Below are 21,753 nucleotides of genomic sequence, written 5' to 3'. Positions count from 1 at the left end.
TCTTAAATTTAGCTACCTAAAATTTCAATTTATGCGATCATTATTATTGTTACTGCTGTTAACTTCCATGGCAGCGACTTCACAGGTAAACACTTATAAAATTACATTTAACAATGCTGTTCATCATGAAGCAAAAATAGAAGTAACATTTCCGAAGATAAAATCACAGGAACTCACCGTACGAATGAGCCGTACTTCTCCTGGTAGATACGCCCTGCATGAATTTGCTAAAAATGTGTACGGCTTCAAAGCTCTCAATGGTGCGGGAAATGAATTAGAAATTACTAGAGAAGATCCTTATTCCTGGACGATCAAGAATACAGATGGCACTGTTACCATAAAATATATACTTTACGCGAATCGCGGAGATGGCACCTATTCACAGGTTGATGCCAGCCATGCTCATTTAAATATCCCAGCATCCTTTATGTATTCTGAAGAATTAAAAGATCGTGATATTGAATTACAGATCGATCTTCGGGATCAACCAGACTGGAAGATCGCTACACAGCTTGAAAAGATCAATGAAAATACTTTTAGGGCGCCAGATCTGTATTATTTTATGGATAGCCCGATAGAGATCAGCGATCATCAAATCAGAAGTTTCGAGCATGATGGTCAGAAGATCGAATTTGTTCTGCATCACCAGGGAACTGAAGCTGAACTTGATCAATATTTTGAGCAGGTCAAAGCGATCGTAGAACAGGAAGCAGCCGTTTTCGGCGAATTACCAGATTATGATTATGGGAGATATACTTTCCTGGCTTGCTATATGCCAAACGCCAGTGGCGACGGAATGGAACATCGTAACAGTACGATTCTCACAAAAACTGATGCTCTGACAGATGGTGGAATGAAAGGCAATATTGGCACCGTTGCTCATGAATTTTTTCATGGATGGAATGTGGAACGTATTCGCCCGGCGGATCTGGAACCCTTCAGTTTTTCTGAAGTAAATATGAGTCGAAACTTATGGTTTGCTGAAGGTTTTACAAGTTATTATACCGGATTGATCCTGCATCGTGCAGGCATCACTTCAGAAAAAGAATATATCGAAGGGCTTTCCGGAACTTTTAATTATGTCTGGAATTCTCCTGCCACCCGCTATTTTAATCCTATGGAGATGAGCATGCAGGCACCTTTTGTAGATGCCGCAAAATCTGTAGATCCTGTAAATCGTGAAAACACTTTTATCTCTTATTATTCCTACGGAAGTATCCTTGGTATTGCACTTGATCTTTCTTTAAGAGAAAAAGGTCTGAATCTCGATGAGTTTATGAAAATGATGTGGCAGAAATATGGCAAAAATGAAGTTGCTTACGATACAGAGGATATCGAAAATACACTTACAGCATATGCGGGCAAAGAATTCTCAGATAATTTCTTCGCAAAACATATACGATCTGCTGAAAAACCAGATTATAGAAAATTGTTCGATCATGTAGGTGCGAGCATCACCCAGGACAGCAAAAAGAATCATTTTGGAGCTAGTTTCCGGGAAACGGAGAATGGCCTGGAAATTAGTCGGAATACCGTAATAGGAAGTCCTGCCTATAAAGCTGGCCTGGACGAAGGAGATTTGATCACCTCAGTAAATGGAACTCCAGTACATACTTCAGAGGCAATGAAAAAAGTGATAGCCGGAACTGCTGAAGGTAAAAAGATAAAGCTCGAGTACCAGAGATTTGGAAAGACTGAAACTACTTCCGTAGAACTCTCAACAGACCCTGAATACAAGATCACGTTATCTGAAAATGCTTCGAAAGAACAATTTAAGAACCGAAAGAACTGGCTGGAATCCAAATAACTACAAGTTCAGAAATACTCATAAAAAAAGCCTTTCAGAAATGAAAGGCTTTTAATTTATATAAGAATGAGAATATTAGTCGGCCAAAATGATCGCTTTATTATCCTTCATCTCAAGAACTCCACCTTTGATGGTGTAGAATAAAACTTCAGTATTATTTCCTTCTGTTCTAAAAGCCGACTGATCCTTAGCTTTGATCTCGTTCGAGCTTCCGGCTGCAAGGTCGATCTTTACATCGCCTTCAGTAAGAACAGATACGATAGGTGCGTGATTGTTCAGCATCTGGAATTCACCATCATGACCTGGAACTTTCACAGCATCTACTTTAGCTCTGAATACTACCGCCTCTGGAGTAACTATCTCTAAATACATTTAACTAATTTTAGTTTTCAGCAAGCATTTTCTCACCAGCTTCGATCGCTTCCTCTATGGTTCCTTTTAGGTTAAAGGCCGCTTCCGGATACTTATCAAGCTCTCCATCCATGATCATATTGAAACCTTTGATGGTATCTTTAATATCTACAAGCACACCTTTAAGACCAGTAAACTGCTCTGCTACGTGGAATGGCTGAGAAAGGAAACGTTGAACACGTCTTGCTCTGGATACTGCCAGCTTATCTTCTTCGGAAAGTTCTTCCATACCAAGAATAGCGATAATATCCTGAAGCTCTTTATATCTCTGTAAAAGCTCCTTCACTCTTTGTGCACAATCATAATGTTCATTTCCTAAGATATCTGGAGTAAGAATCCTTGAAGTAGAATCCAAAGGATCTACTGCAGGATAAATACCTAGCTCAGCAATCTTACGAGAAAGTACCGTTGTAGCATCCAGGTGGGCAAATGTTGTTGCCGGTGCTGGATCGGTAAGGTCATCTGCAGGTACGTAAACCGCCTGTACAGATGTAATAGATCCATTTTTAGTAGAAGTAATTCGCTCCTGCATGGCACCCATCTCGGTTGCTAGCGTTGGCTGATATCCTACTGCTGATGGCATACGCCCTAGAAGTGCAGACACCTCTGAACCAGCCTGTGTAAAACGGAAAATGTTATCTACGAAGAAAAGAACGTCTTTCCCCTGACCTTCTCCAGCTCCATCCCGGAAATATTCCGCGATCGTAAGACCAGAAAGGGCAACACGCGCACGTGCTCCAGGTGGTTCGTTCATTTGTCCAAATACGAAGGTAGCCTTAGACTCCTTCATGATTTCTTTATCTACTTTCTGAAGATCCCATCCGCCTTCTTCCATAGAATGCATGAAATCGTCACCGTACTTGATAATTCCAGACTCCAACATCTCTCTAAGAAGGTCATTCCCTTCACGAGTACGTTCACCAACTCCTGCGAAAACAGAAAGTCCACCGTGACCTTTAGCGATATTGTTAATTAATTCCTGGATAAGTACTGTTTTACCAACTCCCGCACCTCCAAAAAGTCCAATCTTACCACCTTTAGAATAAGGTTCGATAAGGTCAATTACTTTAATTCCAGTAAAGAGAACTTCAGTAGACACAGATAAATCTTCAAATTTTGGCGCCTGGCGGTGAATTGGCAATCCATCTACACCTGCTTTTGGCAAGTTTCCAAGACCGTCAATCGCATCACCAATAACGTTGAAAAGACGTCCGTAAACATCTTTACCAACTGGCATTTGAATAGGATTTCCGGTATTAAGAACCTCAACACCACGGCTAAGACCGTCAGTAGAGTCCATAGAGATCGTTCTTACAGTATCTTCTCCAATATGTGATTGTACTTCAAGAACTAAAGTAGAACCATCTTTTCTGGCGATTTCCAAAGAATCGTAGATCTTTGGCAGTTCAGCGTTTTCTGAGTCGAACACAACGTCAACTACAGGACCAATAATCTGGGCAACTTTACCTGTGACTTTAGACATTTATCTAATTCTTTTAATTTTATTACGTAAAATTCAAATACCTACTCGCTTGATTTCAAAATTGATAAATCAGAAATAGGTCATTTTCAGGGTGCAAAGATAAATTTTTCTCTGAAAAAACAGATTGAAATAAAGAGAAGTTTTTAATGATTTAAAAATGCCTGAATTTTCAACGTTGAACCGTGCTAAAATTCTTATAAAAACGAAAAAGCCTCTTCGATCGAAGAGGCTTTTTTATCAAATATGCCAATTATTACTATTCTACAGTAACAGACTTTGCAAGGTTACGCGGTTGATCCACATTTTTTCCAAGCAATACTGCAATATGATAAGATAATAACTGTAATGGGATCGTTGTAAGCAACGGAGTAAGTGATTCTAACGTTTCTGGAACTTCGATTACATAATCTGCAAGATCTCTAACTTCTTCATCTCCTTTAGTAACGATACCAATGATCTTTCCTTTTCTGGATTTGATCTCCTGTATGTTACTCACTACTTTCTCGTAATGTCCTTTCTTAGTAGCGATCACTACAACTGGCATCTGCTCATCTATCAAAGCAATTGGTCCATGCTTCATCTCTGCTGCAGGATAACCTTCAGCGTGGATGTAAGAAATTTCTTTTAGTTTCAAAGCTCCTTCAAGAGCTACAGGGAAGTTATACCCTCTACCTAAATAAAGGCAATTTGGAGCATCTTTATATTTAGCAGCAATTTCCTGGATAAGCTCATCAGACTTAAGCGCCTCTTTAACTTTCTCCGGAATTCGCTCTAACTCCTGTAAATGGAATTGGAAATCGCTATGAGAAATGGTCCCTTTAAACTTTCCAAGCTTAAGAGCCATTAATGTAAGCACTGTTATTTGAGTTGTAAATGCTTTTGTGGAAGCAACACCAATTTCTGGTCCCGCATGTGTATAAGCTCCTGCATGAGTTTCTCTTGAAATTGAAGATCCTACAACGTTACATACTCCAAACGTGAAAGCTCCTTTTTCTTTAGCAAGCTTAATCGCCGCCATAGTATCTGCAGTCTCACCACTCTGCGATATGGAAATAACCACATCGTTTTCTGAGATCACCGGGTTCCTATATCTAAATTCTGAAGCATATTCGACTTCCACAGGAATTCTGGCAATATCTTCAAATATATATTCAGCTACAAGTCCAGCATGCCATGAAGTACCACAAGCAACAATTATGATACGTTTTGCATTCGCGATACGCTCCATATTATCGTCTACCCCTGCCATTCTAATGATGCCTTGATCTACTAGCATTCTACCTCTATAGGTATCGCTAATTGCATTTGGCTGCTCATGAATTTCCTTAAGCATAAAGTGCTCGTATCCACCTTTTTCGATCTGCTCCAGGTTCATTTGCAGTTCCTGCACATAAGGATCTACTAGTGAATCATCATGAATCTTTCTCACTTTCACATCCTTGTCTCTACGAATTACTGCCATCTCTCCGTCTTCCAGGTAGATCGCATTATTAGTAAATTCCAGAAATGGTGATGCATCTGACGCTACGAAGAATTCATCTTCACCAACTCCAATAGCCAACGGACTTCCCAGTCTTGCTACTACAATTTCGTCTGGCTTCGTCTTGTTGAAAACAGCGATCGCATAAGCGCCTATAGTTTGGTTTAAAGCAATCTGAACTGCTTTACCTAATTTCACCTTTTCATTTATAATCACATCTTCTATAAGATTTACCAATACTTCAGTATCGGTATCACTTTTAAAAGTATAACCACGTTTTTTCAATTCCTTCTTCAAAGAATCATAATTCTCAATGATCCCATTATGGATAATAACAAGGTCACCAGAATTTGAATAGTGAGGGTGAGAGTTTACATCATTTGGCTCTCCGTGTGTTGCCCATCTTGTATGACCAATTCCAACAGTTCCATTTGTAGTAACTTCCTCCTCGAATTTATTCTTTAGATCGGCTACTTTACCTTTCGTTTTACACATCTTCAGCTCCTCACCATCGTATAGAGCGATACCGGCGCTATCGTACCCACGATATTCCAGTCTTTGTAATCCTTTTAAAACAATAGGGTAAGCTTCTCTATGCCCTATGTATCCAACAATTCCACACATATTTCTTAATTATAGTTGGTATAATATATTCTCAATTTCAATCTCTTATTTTCATCTGAGGAATTGCTACCGTGCAACACGGTTCCTTCCGGAGTTAATACAGAACCCGTAGGAATTCTGGTAAGCTCTTCTGAATTTCTTACTGCAGAATTTAAGGAACCTGCAATTACTCCCTGACTTGACCTTGAAACTACCGTATTAATATTAGGTACTGCTACAAGTCCTAGTTTTACATTATCTCCATCATTATTCAGAATGTTGGATAAATGGTTAGTGATTCTTAAAGTATAATAATAACCGTCTTCTCCTTCTTCGACCTGCAACGGACTTGAAAAAGTCGTCAAACTAGTTGAAGGATCTGCAGCATTTAGCGTAAGATCTATCGCGTAATCGCCAAGAAAAGCATTATTTGTAAAATCATACAAATATAGTCTTTCTGGATTTTCACCTTCATATACATCACGATTTACAAAGAATTCCAGAGTAGCTTCATTGATCAATAAATCTTCTGATCTTAGATCCTGAAGCACCAATGTATCTGGAAATAGTTCAATAATAGCCATACTTCCCTGCTGTCCTTTAATATAAAGATTTTCAGCACCGGTTTCTGAAGATTGAGACTGGATTTCCTGCAAAACGTTAGATGGATATGCTCCTTCCAATAGATTCACTCTGTTTCCAGAAGCAAAATTCAAGGTATAACTACCACGAACATTTTCTTCAATTTCATCATCTACCTCACGATCACTGCGGTAATACAAGGTAATTTTTGCATCCTGATTATTCAGATTAAAGAATATTTGTGATCCTTCAGTTCCATTCTCTTCAGCTTTAATGTATAAATTTCTGAAGTAGTTTCTGAAATCGGTATTCGAGGATAATTCCGAAGAACCTTCCTTATTAATGATCTTCGTCTCGAAGTAATCCACAGGAAGTTTTATCCTGAAAGACGGTGTATTGGCGATAGTATCGGTTCCATCTTCCCCAACTTCGTAAGAATCGAAAGCTAAAGGCGAAGGAATGAAATTCTCTTCTTCATAGATCGCTGGCCCTACAATATTCTGCTCGAATACTTGCTTTTGATCTGAATAATATCTCTGAGCCGATTCGAAACCAGCATCAGGATCGAGGTCATTCAGTAAAAAGTCCGTCTCGAAAATGGATAATTTAAAAGACCCATTTCCATAAATAGAATCCAGTTCATATGTTACCTCATCATCATCTGAAGTGGCTGCTTCCGAAGAATAATAAGGGATTTTAAGAACTACACTATCAAGTTCTACATTGTCTCCAAAATCCGGATCTAATGTAGATAATCTCAACTCGCTAACTATACTAGCGACAGATTTACCGTAAAGATCGTGATTGGTGACGCCCAGAAATAAGTTGGACGAGTTATTGGTTTGTACTGAATTAAGCTTTTTAGTGTAGGCATTCACATTGAACTCCCGAACTTCTACATTGGAAGGATTTGTTATGATCTCTCCACCTATTTCTGAAAAGTCTTCGTCACACCCTACAAAAGCGGAAATAACAGCCATAAAGACTGTTATTCTGTATAAATTATTTAATCTCATTTAAAAATTTTCTTACGATTCTGACAATACTTTAGTGTCATAAAATTCCTGATACGCATGAGAGAAATTTTCTTTTTCGGTATAAGGAAGAACCGGTTTATTAAGCTTCTTAATGTAATCCTGCAACTCTTCAGGCACATCATCACCACCCATTACTACAGCATCTGAATTATCTACTGCCGTCTTCAAAATATTTACGAAGTTTGGAGTTTTTAGATGTTTTACGTTAGCATTTTCAAAACCATCAAACAAAATTTTCTCACGTAGTTCTTCATCTAACGTTCCATCGAAACTTTGATTGTAAACAGAGGTCACAATTTTTGCGTCACGGAATAACGGCTCATTCCCGTAATAATTTCTTAAATAAAGTGGTAGAAGAGAAGATAACCATCCATGTACATGAATGATATCTGGAGACCAGTTCAGCTTTTTCACTGTTTCGATCACGCCTTTTGCAAAGAAAATTGCTCTTTCGTCATTGTCAGAAAAGAGATTTCCATCTTCATCTGTTAAGGTTGCTTTCCTTTTAAAATAATCTTCGTTATCAATAAAGTAAACCTGCATTCTTTCCTTTGGAATGGAAGCCACTTTAATGATTAGAGGCATATCAAGATCATTGATCACCAGGTTCATCCCGGATAATCGAATCACTTCATGTAATTGGTGCCTTCTTTCATTGATATTTCCGAATCTTGGCATAAAGATCCTTATCTGTCCGCCCAGGTTATTAACCATTTTTGCAGCTTCGAAGGAAGTAGATGAGATATCGGTTTCAGGTAAGTACGGTATAACTTCAGACGAGACGTATAACACTCTCTTATCTTTCATATATTCTTTGCTTTAGTTACGTTTCCGAATAAAAAACACGCAAAATTACAAAATTTTATGCAGATTGCCACAGATATATTAAGTTTGCACGCTGTTAATTTTAAAATAAAATGCAGGTTTTTAGGGAGAAAGGACGTTTACTTGAGGCTATTCGCGAGAAGAAATCTGAAGAAAAGAGCATCGGACTGGTGCCAACCATGGGTGCTTTACACGAAGGTCATCTATCCCTGGTTCAATTCGCCACGCAACAGACAGACCAGGTTGTTGTATCCATATTTGTAAATCCAACTCAATTTGACGATCCGGATGATCTGGAAAAATACCCCAGAAATCTCGAACAGGATATCGCACTATTAAAGACAAAATTCGAAGATTTGTGGATTTTTAGTCCTAATGCGACTGAACTTTATGATGGTAAGATCGTTTCCCAACAATTTGACTTTGGTGGTTTGGAGACCGTCATGGAAGGAAAATTTAGAAATGGACACTTTAATGGTGTTGGTACCGTGGTGAAAAAATTGTTCGAAGCCACTGAACCTGACAAGGCTTTTTTCGGTGAAAAGGATTTCCAGCAATTGCAGATTATACGCAAACTTACAGATCTCACAAAATTACCGGTAGAAATCATTGGCTGTCCAATATTAAGAGAGGATAGCGGACTTGCAAGGTCGTCACGAAATGAACGTCTAAGTGATGTAAACAGGCAGAAAGCAGCTTTTATTTATAAAACGCTACAAACTGCCAGCGAGCTATTTGGCACAAAAAGTGCTAAAGAAGTGACAGACTGGGTTGAGGCGGCATTTCTAGATCAGGATGTTCTGGAACTGGAATATTTTATGATTGCTGAAGCTAATAGTCTTCAAAAAATTAAAACCAAAGAAAAAGAAAAACAATACAGGGCGTTCATCGCAGTATATGCAGACGATATTCGTCTCATCGATAACATCGCTCTGAATAATTAATTCATGATGCAGATTCACTTAGTAAAATCCAAAATTCACAGAGTTAAAGTAACCGGTGCAGATCTAAATTATATTGGTAGTATCACTATCGATGAAGATCTAATGGAAGCGGCGAATATTATTGAAGGTGAAAAAGTACAAATCGTTAATAATAACAACGGTGAACGTCTTGAAACTTATGTAATTCCAGGTCCTAGAAATTCAGGAGAGATCACGCTTAATGGAGCTGCAGCCAGAAAAGTGGCTAAAGGAGATATTCTTATCATTATCGCCTACGGAATTATGGAAATGGAAGAAGCTAAAAACTTCAAGCCCTCATTGGTATTTCCTGATGAAGAAACCAATCTTTTGAAATAAGTCATTGAGCAAAAAATTCAAAAAGTTTTTAAAGATTGGTATCCCCTTATTTCTGGGGATTTTTTTGGTATGGTACTCATTACAGAGTTCTACTGCTCAAGAACGTTCAAGCCTGTGGAAAAGTATTGTTGATGCCAACAAACTCTGGATTGCAGTATCTTTTGTTCTTGGAACGCTTTCACATCTTTCCAGGGCTTATCGCTGGAAGTTTATGCTGGAGCCAATGGGTTATACCACCCGGCTTCCAAACCGATTCATGTCGGTTATGGTCGCCTATCTTGCCAATTTCGGAATTCCAAGATCTGGTGAAGTTTTGCGTGCTGCCACGCTAACTACTTATGAAAAGGTTCCTTTTGAAAAAGGTTTCGGAACCATTATTTCTGAAAGAGTTGCTGATCTACTTATTTTAATGCTCATTATTGGCGTTGCGCTTATTTTACAAACCGACGATCTTCTGGGCTACCTGCATGACCAGAATATTAAACCCATGAACACCCTACTCATTTTTCTAGGATTGGTAGGACTCGGGGTTTTAGGCCTTACAGTTATTAAAAGATCGAACTGGGGACCTTTTAAAAAAATAAAAAAACTCGCAAAAGGACTGCTGGAAGGGATGCGAAGTATCCTGAACATGCGCCAGAAATGGGCTTTTATAGCACATACCATCTTCATCTGGTCAATGTATCTATGCATGTTCTTCGTGATAAAACTAAGCGTTCCTGAGACTGCAGATGCTACGCCAGGCACCATTCTGGCTGCCTTCGTTGTGGGAAGTTTTGCCGTATCAGCGACTAATGGCGGCATAGGCGTTTATCCACTAGCCGTAGGCGGAATCCTGATGTTCTTTGGTATCGAATCACATGCTGCTGAAGCGCTTGGCTGGATCTCCTGGGCAACTCAAACCGCTGTGGTTCTGTTATTTGGCGGACTATCATTTATCCTGTTACCGCTTTTTAATAACAGGAAATAATACTTACCTTTCCTGTCCGAATCAATACTACACCTATGAACCGTTTATCAACCATGCTATTGGCACTCATTCTGCCTATAGTAAGCTGGTCTCAGATCCTGCATGAGACCGTCAATTCTCAAAAGTTAGGAGAGAAAAGAGAAATCAAAATCCAACTTCCCAGAAATTACGAACAGAATTCAGAAAAAAGATACCCGGTTGTGGTCGTTCTGGATGGAGACTACCTGTTTGAACCCGTAGCTGGTATGGTAGATTATTATTCATACTGGAAAGACGTTCCTGAAATGATCGTTGTTGGAATCAACCAGGATGGAATTCGTATGGAAGATACTTCCTATGGAGAAAATTCTCTTCCTGCAGATAAAGGCGCTAAGTTTTTTGAATTTATAGGTATGGAATTACTCGCCAGTCTCGATCAAAAATACAGAACTTCAAATTTCCGTATGATCGTGGGACATGATTTCACCGCCAATTTTATCAATTATTATCTCCTTAAACAAGAGCCCATTTTCAAAGGTTATATTAATCTTAGTCCTGATCTGGCTCCAGAAGTAGCGAACTGGGTTACGGATGCATTAGAATCTTCAGAATCCAAAAAATGGTTCTATCTGGCTACATCTAACGAGGATATACCTGCACTAAAATCTGGCATTGCAACTTTCGATAATCAACTCAAAAATATCAACAACAAGTTGGTTTCTTATAAATTTGAAGAATTTACCGGGGAATCTCATTACTCACTGGTTGGCAAGGCCATACCTTCGGCAATCTCAAGCATGTTTGAGATCTACCGCCCTATATCAACCAAAGATTATAATGAAATCCTTCTGCAAACTTCTATTTCTCCTACCCAATATCTGACCGAGAAATATGAATCTATAGAAGAGCTTTATGGTCTTAAAAGACAAATAAGCATTAATGATTTTATGGCTATTCATAATGCCATAGAAAAGACACGTAACTGGGAAGCCTATAAGGGTCTTTACAAACTTGCATTTGATCATTATCCGGGAACCATGTTAGGAACATTCTTCGAAGCTAGACATGAAGAAGAAACCGGTAATCCTAAAAAGGCAATGCGTATGTATCAAAATGCCTACGGACAAAAAAGTATCGCTTTTCTGGATGCAGATTATATGCTGGAGAAGGCAGATGCAATCAAAAAAGATTTCGGTTATTAGCAGAATATAATTTAGGAAATGGCGAAGGTAAAGACAACATTCTATTGTCAGAAATGTGGTGCACAATACGCAAAATGGCAGGGGAAATGCAACAGTTGCGGCGATTGGAATACGATAGTAGAAGAGCTTGTTGCAAAACCTGAAAAAAAGGACTGGAAAACGAGTGCCAGCAAGGAAGCTAAAAAACTAGCCAAACCTTTACTCATCGCAGATATTGAAACCACCCCACATGATCGCCTTAACACTGGTAATAATGAACTAAATCGTGTGCTTGGAGGTGGGCTCGTTCCGGGATCGCTTACTTTGCTTGGTGGTGAACCGGGAATTGGAAAAAGTACGCTACTACTTCAGATAAGTCTGCAATTAAAATACAAGGTTTTATACGTTTCCGGAGAAGAAAGTCAGCAGCAAATCAAGATGCGTGCTGAACGTATCGATCCTAATCCTGCCAATTGTTTTATCCTTACCGAAACTAAAACTCAGAATATCTTCCGTCAGGTAGAAGAGATCGAGCCTGAAGTAGTTATTATCGATTCGATCCAGACCTTACATAGTGACTATATTGAAAGCGCACCGGGAAGTATTTCGCAGATAAGGGAATGCACCGCAGAGCTAATAAAATTTGCTAAGGAGAGCAACACTCCGGTCATTTTGATTGGACATATCACGAAGGAAGGAAGTATTGCTGGCCCGAAGGTTCTGGAGCATATGGTAGATACTGTTTTGCAGTTTGAAGGAGATCGAAATCATGTATACAGGATCCTTAGAGCGCATAAAAACCGCTTCGGAAGCACTCATGAACTCGGCATTTACGAGATGCAGGGCAGCGGACTACGGGAAGTCAATAACCCTTCAGAAATACTTATTTCCAAGAATGATGAAGATCTAAGTGGAACAGCCATCGCTTCTACACTGGAAGGAATGCGACCGCTAATGATCGAAATTCAGGCTTTGGTAAGTACCGCTGTATATGGGACTCCACAACGCTCTACCACGGGTTATAATGCTAAAAGATTGAATATGCTGCTGGCAGTTCTGGAGAAAAGAGCTGGCTTCAGGCTGGGAGCGAAAGATGTGTTCTTAAATGTCACCGGCGGTATTAGTGTGGATGACCCGGCGATAGATCTCGCAGTTGTTGCTGCAATTCTGTCTTCAAACGAAGATATTGCACTTCCAAAAGATATCTGTTTTGCTGCTGAAATTGGCCTTGCCGGTGAGGTGAGACCTGTGACAAGGGTCGAGCAAAGAATTCTTGAGGCTGAAAAACTTGGTTTTGCCAGCATTATGGTTTCCAGGCAAAATAAATTCCCCAAATCTGAATATCATATCAGGATCGTTAAAGTTTCCAAAATTGAAGATGTTGTAAGTCATCTTTTTGAATAGACTGGCACAATTGCTGCGTATATTTAGCTCGATATGAAGCAAATATGCAACCTTTGGTATATTCTTATTTTATTGCTTATTTCTGGCTGTTCTCAGCTGGAAAAAGCTGAAGATCTTATTTCAGGTCTTTCTGAAAAAGAGAAGTATCAGCGCGAACAGAATATTTCTGATGAACTATTCAGCCTTTGGGAATCAAGAATCCAGAAAGCTTTAAATGATAGTATCGAAGTTGAAATGCCGTATACCGAAGCTGGAAAATTAAAACCGAAAAGCTTCGCTGTTTACTCTTACCAGGCTTATCTTAAACCTGGAGAAATCCTGAACACCAATTTTAAAACCGACACCTCCTCTACCCTTATTTTTACTGAAATCTACCGTCGTAACAAACAAACTAAGAAATTTGAACAGGTTCTAAAACCTAAATCTGAAGGTTCTGTTTCTTACGAAGTGGAAGAAAACGGACTCTATAAAGTGATCTTTCAGCCAGAAATTGAAGCTCATACGGCATTTACCGTTCAACTTTCTATTCAACCTGCCTATGAATTTCCGGTTTCTGGCAGGAACAATGCAGATATTGGGAGTTACTGGGGAGACATACGGGACGGTGGTAGCCGGGATCATGAGGGTATAGATATTTTTGCAGATCGGGGAACACCGGTGATTGCAACGACTTCTGGAAGGATAGGTTATTCCGGAGAGAAAGGCCTTGGCGGAAAGCAAGTCTGGCTGCGTGATTCAAAACGGTCTCAATCTATTTATTACGCTCACCTGGATAGTATAGTTCCAAATTTAAATTCGGTCAAAACCGGTGATACCCTTGGATTTGTTGGCAACACTGGAAACGCTAAAACAACACCTCCGCATTTACACTTCGGAATATATCGCAGGAACACCGGAGCAATCGATCCGCTGGGATTTGTTTATAAAACTGAAACCCTGGAAAGTGCTATTCCGCAGGAAAATGAAATAGCGCAGCAACTTAGAGTAATTTCAACGAAAGCAAACCTGCGGAATAAAGCAGCTGCCAGTAATTCTAAAATAATGAAAACTGCCAGAAATGGTGAATTGTTGTTTGTGCAGGGAAAAACGGCCGACTGGTACCATGTTCGTGATAGCCTCGACCGTTCTATGTATGTACATGAAAGCCTGGTAAGCCCAAATATTTAGGGTGCAGGATTTGGGATTAGATGATGGATCTCATCGATCTCTTTCAGGATTTCATCGCTAAGAACGATATCAATACTCTCGATATTTTCCTTTAATTGCTCCATGGTGGTAGCTCCAATAATATTGCTGGTCACGAATTCCTGCTGGTTCACGAAAGCCAATGCCAGATGGGTTAAACTAAGCTCATGCTTATCTGCTAGATCTTTGTATTTCCTGGTTGCCTCGACTGCCAGATCATTTGAATATCTCTTATACTGCGGAAACAGATCCAAACGGGAATTCTTTTGAATACCATTTAAATGCTTTCCACTAAGCGTTCCCATTCCGAGCGGTGAGTACGGAAATAAGCCTACATTCTCCCGATGAAGTATTTCTGTCAATCCAACTTCATCCTTTCGATTCAACAGACTGTATGGGTTTTGAACGGTCACTACTCTAGGCAGTTTATCTCCCGCTGCCTGAAGGAATTTCATGAGTCCGTAGGGAGTTTCATTACTCAAACCTATATGACCAATTTTTCCCTGTTGAACAAACTCCTGCAAAGATTCCAGGATCTCCTGAAAGTTTTCTTCCCATTCTTCAGATTCATCATGCTTATAATCCAGTTTTCCGAAGAAATTGGTATTACGTTCCGGCCAGTGCAATTGGTAAAGATCGATATGATCTGTTTGTAATCTCTTTAAAGAGTTATGTAATGCATCCTGGATAGCTTCCTTGTGAAACCCAAGATTTTCGCGAATATGCGAAACCATATCTCCGGGACCAGCTACTTTACTGGCGATCACCACATCGTCTCTTCTTCCGGTTTTCTTTAACCAGGATCCAATCACTTTTTCTGTACTTCCCTGAGTTTCTGCCTTCGTTGGGGTCGAATACATTTCAGCAGTATCTATAAAGTTCACACCTTTATCCAGGGCGTAATTTATCTGCTCGTGACCTTCAGCCTCTGTATTCTGCTCACCCCAGGTCATGGAACCTAGACAGATCTTACTAACTTTTATACTGGTATTCGATAGATTGCTATATTTCATCTATTTACTCAATTTCATTCAAAACACGAGTGATTTCATCCAGTTTTGGAGTAAGAATCACTTCAATTCTACGGTTTTTGGCTTTTCCAGCTTCAGAATCATTTTTGGCGATTGGTGCATATTCACCTCTACCAGCAGCGGTAAGATTTTGAGGGTCAATCTGGTTGTTTTCGCGTAAGATCTGCACTATAGACGTCGCTCTTTTGGTAGAAAGATCCCAGTTGTCTTTTAACTGTCCGCTTCCACCATAAGGCACATTATCTGTATGTCCTTCAATTAGAACTGCGATATCGGGATTTTGCGCAAGTACGCTCCCCAGCTGTTTTACAGCTTTTCTTCCTTCCTGATTTACTGCCCAGCTACCGGAATCGAACAGCAATTTGTTTTCCATGGAAACATATACTTTCCCATCTTTTTGCTCAACGCTTAATCCTTTACCTTCAAAATTTGTAAGCGCATTGGAAACAGCATTCTTAAGAGCGTTCATCTTAGCGTCTTTAGCTGCAATCACAGACTCCAGTTCATCGATTCTTTGCGAACGGAGACTAAGGTCTTTTTGAAGTTTTTCCAGTCGGTTCTTTTCAGTAAGCAGGTCAGCTTCCTTTTCGTCTAATTGCGCCAATAGCTCCCTGTTTTGACGGGAATTCTCCAGTATCGCTGCTGAACTGTTTTGCTCAAGGGCATCATAAGATTCTTCCAGGCTGGAATAGTTCTTCTGCAACGTAGCATATTTCTGCATGAGATCATTTCGCTCTGTCGTTGCAGCATCGTACTCCTTTTGCAAGCTGGCAAGATCATTCCCAAGCTTTTCCGAATTACTTCGGAAGGAATTGAGGTCTTCATTCATGCTTCTGTTCTCACGCTGAAGGTCTGCATTTCTACCTTCCAGATCATTGTATTTTTTCGATGAGACACAGGAAGTTCCCAATGCCAGAAGTGTTGATATTGTAAGGATTCTAAGTTTCATAATTTCTTTATTTTTCGATTTCTACTAAAACGGGACAATGGTCGCTATGGTATGCTTCAGGCAGAATAACTGCTCTTTTCAGGCGATCTTTCAAGGGTGCTGCTACCAGGTTATAATCGATTCTCCATCCTTTATTATTATTTCGTGCATTGGCTCTGTAACTCCACCAGGAATATTGATCTGGTTCCTCATTAAAATGACGGAAGCTATCTATAAAGCCACTTTGCATCAACCTGTCGATCCATTGTCGTTCTTCAGGAAGAAATCCGGAAGTGTTTTTCAACCGCACAGGATCATGAATATCGATGGCTTCGTGACAAATGTTATAATCCCCTCCAATGATCAAATTAGGTCTGGAATTTTTAAGTTCATCTATATAATACTGGAAGTCTTCCATGAATTTGAACTTAAAATCGAGCCTTGCGGTATTGGTACCCGATGGCAGATAAAGACTCATGACTGAAAGTTCTCCAAAATCTGCTCGAATCACACGCCCTTCATAATCCATATAATCGATCCCGGTGCCATATTCTACATGATCTGGTTTAGTTTTACTCAAAATTGCCACGCCACTATATCCTTTCTTAGTTGCCGGATACCAGTATTGATATGGATAGCCAGCTTTTTCGAAGACTTCCAGATCAAGTTGTTCTGGAGTAGCTTTTATTTCCTGAATAAGAACTACATCTGGATTTGCCTGTTGCAACCAGTCAAGAAAACCTTTCCTGATGGCAGCCCTGATGCCGTTTACATTATATGATATTATAGTCATAGGAGTCGAATTTGCGCAAAAATAACGCTATCTGAACTTTTCGTCGTCCCGGATAGCGTTATGATTTATTTAAAATGATCGTTATTTTACGATAAAGCGTTTTACTTTTCCAACTTTTCGGGTACCTACGCGAACCAGGTAAACTCCCCTCGCAGCGTATGACATATCCAGATCGTAGACATAACCATCTCCTTCATTAAGGATCAGGTTTTCCAGGAGCAATTGGCCGCTAATATCATGAACAGTGAGGCGTAGAGGTTCATTAAAGCTTGTTTCCATTACTACCCTGTAAAGTCCTTCTACTGTTGGATCTGAAACCACGATCAATTCAGCTTCATTCAGGATGAAGTCTTCAATATCTAAAGTACTGTCAATGATATTTACTGAATAATCATGTGTTGTTCCATAGGCTATTACTGAACATGGATCATTTAGATCTCCATCAAAACTGGTATCACCAGCTCTTATTCTAAGTAAGTGTTGTCCCAATGTAGCATTTTCAGGTAAACTGAAATTATAGGTAAAAGGTGTATTGATTTCCGGAATCACTTCTGAAGTGATCAGTCTTTCAGAATCTTCAAAAACCGCGTTATCGTTTAGATCGATCCACATGGAAAACTTCTCAACATCATCATCTGCAAAATTGGTTTGAACAGTTACGCTGTAATCGTTGATTGATCGATCAAGATTCGTAGTACCTCCAATAAAATCAAGATATCCTGTAGTACATGGAATCCTTTCATTTACAAAATCATTGATCTCGAAATAAAATATGCCATCTCCCTGAGAGCAATCTGAACCTTCAGGAATACAATCTAAATTAGCAACCGACGTTCTTTCTGAATCGTTCGATGGATCAAAGTCGTTTGCCAGCCTGGTTCTGGCCGTAATCGTATATCGCCCGGAACTTGAAAAATTAGAAGTCTGATTAAAAGTATAAACTTCAAGACCTCCTACTTCAAGGGTACCATTAAAAACTTCAGAAACGGTAGCATTATTTCCAACCTGATAAGAAACCGGGATATTGCTTTGTGGCTCTCCACCAAAGTTTTCGATCGTGACCGTCACCTGCTCAGAAGCACTCAGGTTCTCTCCAGATTCCGGCGCGTCGATGGAAGTAACTCCAACATCATTAGGTGGTAAATTCTTTACCTCAGCTTCAATACTATCGTTTCCAGGATTGACATCGCCCTCAAGACTGGTAGAGATCACCAGTGTATAGATCTGGCCTACTTCGGAAAGATCTGCGAGTTCAGAAAAATTAAATTCAGCAACACTTTCCGCAGGAATGGTTTCAGTATAGGTCTGAGTTACCGTTTCACCACCATTTATGGTATAGCTGATCTCAAAATTAGATTGAGGATTAAGTCCGAAGTTTCTAAGTCTGATGCTAATTTGTTCTGAAGCGGTTAAACTTGCATCTTCGGGACTTTCCAGGCTAATCACTCCAATATCGTTGAGTTCTGTTGCAGAAAATCTAAAAACTCCCACTTTATTAAGACGTCTTGTTCCTTCAAAATATTCCGCATTATGCCAGAAGGTAAGGTCATCTACCGGGTCTATGCTTAGATGCGCATAGTCTCCATAGCGACCAAAAGGACTGGGCTGCGGACTCAATCCCTCCACAATGCTCTGCTCTTCGATGCTCATGACTCCCAATGCGTCGTTCACATATCGCCCGGTATAACGAATGGATGGGAAAATTGGATCCACAGGATTATCATCCAGAATTGTAAAACCAAGAGCTATATTTCCCCGGGCATCTATCCCTATGCTTCCGCTAAATCTATCACTCGGATCCGGGGCGTAAGTACCTTCCTGGTAAACGCTCCAGGCTGCGCCATCGTTCGCCTGTCTTAGTTCATACCAGCGAATGCCTGCATGTTCCGCAGGACTAGCATCCACATCTACCACAAAGTTCATTACGACCGAATTGTGGTCTTCGAACCTGCGATACTGCGTCATATACATCATGGCACCTTGCAGGGCATCAATATCTGTATCACTTCCCGGCTGAGCAAGATTCTTAAAGCTACCACCATCAAAAGTCGCTATAAATGGTGAAACACCATCAGTAAGTTCCTGACTTAACCTTATGCTGGAAGAAGAAAGGTCCTCCCAGTTTACATCCATAAGCCAGATCTTTAAATGATCTTCATTTACCCCGGCCCATTGATCGTCCTGTAAATAAATTATTGGTGCATCTCCCGCAGGCGGAAGATCTGATCCCATCACACTAAAACCTGCCGGACTGTAGAAACCGTTATTCTGAATTCCCGGTAAAGGAAAGCCCAGTATTCTAACATCATTTGCACCAGCCAGCATTTTATCACGCTCCAGTACATAAACTATTTCTTTACCCTGTGGTTCTAAAGCATCCTTGTTGGTAGTGATATAATAACCATCGCTCCAAAGTGAAATTTTCGGGTAATCTGGCAGTGATTCCAGGTCAAATCTATAGGTATACCATCCACTATTTACGGGGTCGGGACCCTGAGAAACTGCAAAAAGCAGTGCTGCCGGAGAATTACTCGTACCTCTTGGTGCAAGGTCATCGCTAAATTGCATTACCACGAACCTATCTGCCGACTCATCGTAGAAAACGATAGGATCCCCATCGGTTTCATCATTGAAAGCTCCACCGATACTAGCGAGCGAAGAACCAGGAATTAAAACATTTCCCTGCTTATCCCAGATCGCAAATTCAGAATTCCATGCATTCACGTAATGATTTCGGCCTACGGCACCGGTAGGATCTGAGGGAGTTGATCTCGTATCTGCTCCATCAAAAGTAAATATTGGCGCTTTCGCCGGGATATCACCTTTTTTCTTTTGAACAGTAGGATCATCTCTTTTTGGCAGGCCTTTTCCTGGAACGATCTTGTTGATCCCCCTGTTTCTCGGATTATAAAGCTTTTGCTTTTTGGTAGAAGGAATCAATCGTTTTTTTGAAAGTGCTCCCGATTTAATTACGCTGGCAGAATCTATGAATGCAGGTCCCATTCTTTCTTTCTGCTGGGAAAAAACGTTCAGCTGAAAAAGAAATAAAAGAGGAAGTAATAGTATATATTTTTTCATCGCGAATGCATCAACTTCAATAATGACTAAAAATAGACATTATCAAATTTAATCAATATAAAAAAGGCAATTAATCGCTTAATTGCCTTTATATCGGGACTATACCAGAAATGAATATTTCTAAACGAAATCTTTCATCCAGGTTTTAAAGTCGGTTTCTTTTCTTATCAATGCATCGAGTTCAGAGATTTTTACTCTTTTCTGTTCCATGGTATCTCGGAATCTTACAGTTACTGAATCATCTTCCAGAGAGTCATGATCTACCGTAATACAAAGCGGAGTTCCGGCAGCATCCTGTCTTCTATATCTACGTCCTATTGCATCTTTCTCATCATACTGCACTCTGAAATCCCATTGTAGTTCATCAATGATCTTATGGGCGAGTTCCGGCAAGCCGTCTTTCTTGACCAGTGGCAATACTGCTGCTTTTGTTGGAGCCAGTACCGCAGGAAGTTTTAATACTGTACGAGTATTCCCGTCTTCCAATTGTTCTTCTTTTAACGAAGATGATAGAACTGCCAGGAACATACGATCAAGACCTATCGAGGTTTCAATCACGTAAGGCACATAATTCTCTTTGAGCTCAGGATCGTAGAACCTCAGCTTTTTACCAGAGTGTTCTTCGTGAGCTTTAAGGTCAAAATCTGTTCTTGAATGAATTCCTTCAAGTTCCTTAAATCCAAATGGGAAATCAAATTCTATATCTGCAGCTGCGTTAGCGTAATGTGCTAATTTTTCATGGTCATGGAATCTATAATTCTCTTCACCCAGACCTAGTGATCTATGCCAGTTCAATCTTATTTCTTTCCATTTCTCGTACCATTCAAGTTCTTCACCTGGTCGTACAAAAAATTGCATTTCCATTTGTTCAAACTCTCTCATTCTGAAGATGAACTGTCTGGCTACAATTTCATTTCTGAAGGCTTTACCGATCTGTGCTATCCCGAAAGGAATTTTCATTCTCCCTGTTTTCTGAACATTCAGAAAGTTTACAAAGATACCCTGAGCAGTTTCAGGTCTCAGGTATAAATCTGTAGCAGAATCGGCTGAAGCTCCCAGTTTTGTTCCAAACATGAGGTTGAACTGTCTAACTTCAGTCCAGTTCTTAGAACCTGTATCGGGATCTGCGATTTCAAGTTCTTCTATCAACTTTTTGACATCAGCAAGATCTTCATTGGTAAGCGAGCGAGCCAGTCTTTCAAGGATCTCTTTGCGATCACTAAGATATCTTTGCACTCTTGGATTAGTCTGCCTGTACATTTCTTCATCGAAATCTTCACCAAACCTTTTCTTCGCTTTTGCTATTTCCTTTTCTGCCTTCTGAAGTAGCTTTTCAGCATAATCCTCTACCAGAACATCTGCGCGATATCTCTTTTTAGAATCTTTATTGTCAATAAGAGGATCATTAAAGGCATCGACGTGGCCAGAAGCCTTCCAGGTGGTGGGATGCATTAAGATTGAAGCATCTATCCCAACAATATTCTGGTGTAACTGCGTCATACTTCTCCACCAGTATTCCTTAATGTTTTTCTTCAGCTCAGCTCCATTCTGGCCATAGTCATATACAGCACTCAGGCCATCATAGATCTCACTGGATTGAAAAATATACCCATACTCCTTCGAATGGGAAATCACGTTCTTAAAAAGGTCTTCTTGTTTTGCCATGGAACAAAAA

Annotated in this window: 17 protein-coding genes; 7 read left to right on the top strand and 10 right to left on the bottom strand. The window is 39.9% G+C overall.

Annotation, left to right across the window (positions count from 1 at the left end; translation table 11 throughout):
- Positions 1-31 precede the first annotated feature (31 nt).
- A complete protein-coding gene (locus QZ620_RS00290; protein WP_295177852.1) occupies positions 32-1,807 on the top strand; it encodes a PDZ domain-containing protein in 1,776 nt (591 codons plus the stop codon).
- A gap of 75 nt (positions 1,808-1,882) precedes the next feature.
- Here the strand turns inward: QZ620_RS00290 and QZ620_RS00285 are convergent, their stop codons facing one another.
- The 5 genes from QZ620_RS00285 to QZ620_RS00265 all read right to left on the bottom strand — a co-directional run bounded on the left by QZ620_RS00285 (position 1,883) and on the right by QZ620_RS00265 (position 8,210).
- The gene (locus QZ620_RS00285; RefSeq protein WP_295177850.1) at positions 1,883-2,179 is read right to left on the bottom strand and encodes a F0F1 ATP synthase subunit epsilon; all 297 of its coding nucleotides are present in this window, start codon (positions 2,177-2,179) and stop codon (positions 1,883-1,885) included.
- Positions 2,180-2,189: 10 nt separating this feature from the next.
- Positions 2,190-3,701 (bottom strand): F0F1 ATP synthase subunit beta, encoded by a 1,512-nt coding sequence (atpD, locus tag QZ620_RS00280; RefSeq protein WP_295177848.1) that lies wholly within the window; start codon positions 3,699-3,701, stop codon positions 2,190-2,192.
- A 256-nt stretch (positions 3,702-3,957) separates the two neighbouring features.
- Positions 3,958-5,805, bottom strand: a complete 1,848-nt coding sequence (gene glmS / locus QZ620_RS00275; protein WP_295177846.1) for a glutamine--fructose-6-phosphate transaminase (isomerizing) — start codon at positions 5,803-5,805, stop codon at positions 3,958-3,960.
- Positions 5,806-5,810: 5 nt separating this feature from the next.
- On the bottom strand, positions 5,811-7,346 hold the full coding sequence (locus QZ620_RS00270; RefSeq protein WP_295177844.1) for a DUF4270 domain-containing protein: 1,536 nt from the start codon (positions 7,344-7,346) through the stop codon (positions 5,811-5,813).
- Between the two features lie 48 nt (positions 7,347-7,394).
- Positions 7,395-8,210 carry a glycogen/starch synthase gene (locus QZ620_RS00265; RefSeq protein ID WP_141879031.1) on the bottom strand — a complete coding sequence of 272 codons (816 nt, stop codon included), beginning with the start codon at positions 8,208-8,210 and terminating at the stop codon, positions 7,395-7,397.
- Between the two features lie 110 nt (positions 8,211-8,320).
- Between QZ620_RS00265 and panC the strand changes: the two genes are divergently transcribed.
- From panC to QZ620_RS00235, 6 genes are read left to right on the top strand one after another with little or no spacing between them, the layout of a single operon-like run.
- Positions 8,321-9,172, top strand: a complete 852-nt coding sequence (gene panC / locus QZ620_RS00260) for a pantoate--beta-alanine ligase (protein WP_295177842.1) — start codon at positions 8,321-8,323, stop codon at positions 9,170-9,172.
- Between the two features lie 6 nt (positions 9,173-9,178).
- A complete protein-coding gene (panD, locus tag QZ620_RS00255; RefSeq protein ID WP_295177887.1) occupies positions 9,179-9,529 on the top strand; it encodes an aspartate 1-decarboxylase in 351 nt (116 codons plus the stop codon).
- Positions 9,530-9,533: 4 nt separating this feature from the next.
- Positions 9,534-10,499, top strand: a complete 966-nt coding sequence (locus QZ620_RS00250; protein ID WP_295177840.1) for a lysylphosphatidylglycerol synthase transmembrane domain-containing protein — start codon at positions 9,534-9,536, stop codon at positions 10,497-10,499.
- A 35-nt stretch (positions 10,500-10,534) separates the two neighbouring features.
- Entirely contained in the window at positions 10,535-11,680 is a 1,146-nt protein-coding gene (locus QZ620_RS00245; RefSeq protein WP_295177838.1) for an alpha/beta hydrolase-fold protein, read from the top strand.
- Positions 11,681-11,698: 18 nt separating this feature from the next.
- A complete protein-coding gene (gene radA / locus QZ620_RS00240; RefSeq protein WP_295177836.1) occupies positions 11,699-13,063 on the top strand; it encodes a DNA repair protein RadA in 1,365 nt (454 codons plus the stop codon).
- Between the two features lie 33 nt (positions 13,064-13,096).
- Entirely contained in the window at positions 13,097-14,230 is a 1,134-nt protein-coding gene (locus QZ620_RS00235; RefSeq protein ID WP_295177834.1) for a peptidoglycan DD-metalloendopeptidase family protein, read from the top strand.
- On the opposite strand, the gene QZ620_RS00230 is transcribed toward QZ620_RS00235, so the two are convergent.
- From QZ620_RS00230 to QZ620_RS00210, 5 genes are all read right to left on the bottom strand, one after another.
- Positions 14,227-15,261: an aldo/keto reductase gene (locus QZ620_RS00230; protein ID WP_295177832.1), complete on the bottom strand. Its 1,035-nt coding sequence runs from the start codon at positions 15,259-15,261 to the stop codon at positions 14,227-14,229. The genes QZ620_RS00235 and QZ620_RS00230 overlap by 4 nt on opposite strands.
- 4 nt (positions 15,262-15,265) lie before the next feature.
- Positions 15,266-16,228, bottom strand: coding sequence for an OmpA family protein (locus QZ620_RS00225; protein WP_295177830.1), 963 nt, complete (start codon positions 16,226-16,228; stop codon positions 15,266-15,268).
- 7 nt (positions 16,229-16,235) lie between these two features.
- Entirely contained in the window at positions 16,236-17,000 is a 765-nt protein-coding gene (locus tag QZ620_RS00220) for an exodeoxyribonuclease III (protein ID WP_295177828.1), read from the bottom strand.
- Between the two features lie 81 nt (positions 17,001-17,081).
- Positions 17,082-20,078: a T9SS type A sorting domain-containing protein gene (locus QZ620_RS00215; RefSeq protein ID WP_295177826.1), complete on the bottom strand. Its 2,997-nt coding sequence runs from the start codon at positions 20,076-20,078 to the stop codon at positions 17,082-17,084.
- A gap of 120 nt (positions 20,079-20,198) precedes the next feature.
- The gene (locus QZ620_RS00210; protein WP_295177824.1) at positions 20,199-21,743 is read right to left on the bottom strand and encodes a glycine--tRNA ligase; all 1,545 of its coding nucleotides are present in this window, start codon (positions 21,741-21,743) and stop codon (positions 20,199-20,201) included.
- Positions 21,744-21,753 lie beyond the last annotated feature (10 nt).

The organism is uncultured Christiangramia sp. (assembly GCF_913046405.1).
Taxonomy (GTDB): domain Bacteria; phylum Bacteroidota; class Bacteroidia; order Flavobacteriales; family Flavobacteriaceae; genus Christiangramia; species Christiangramia marina.
The sequence above is the reverse complement of the archived record's forward strand: the minus strand, read 5'-3'. Positions and strand labels throughout refer to the sequence as shown.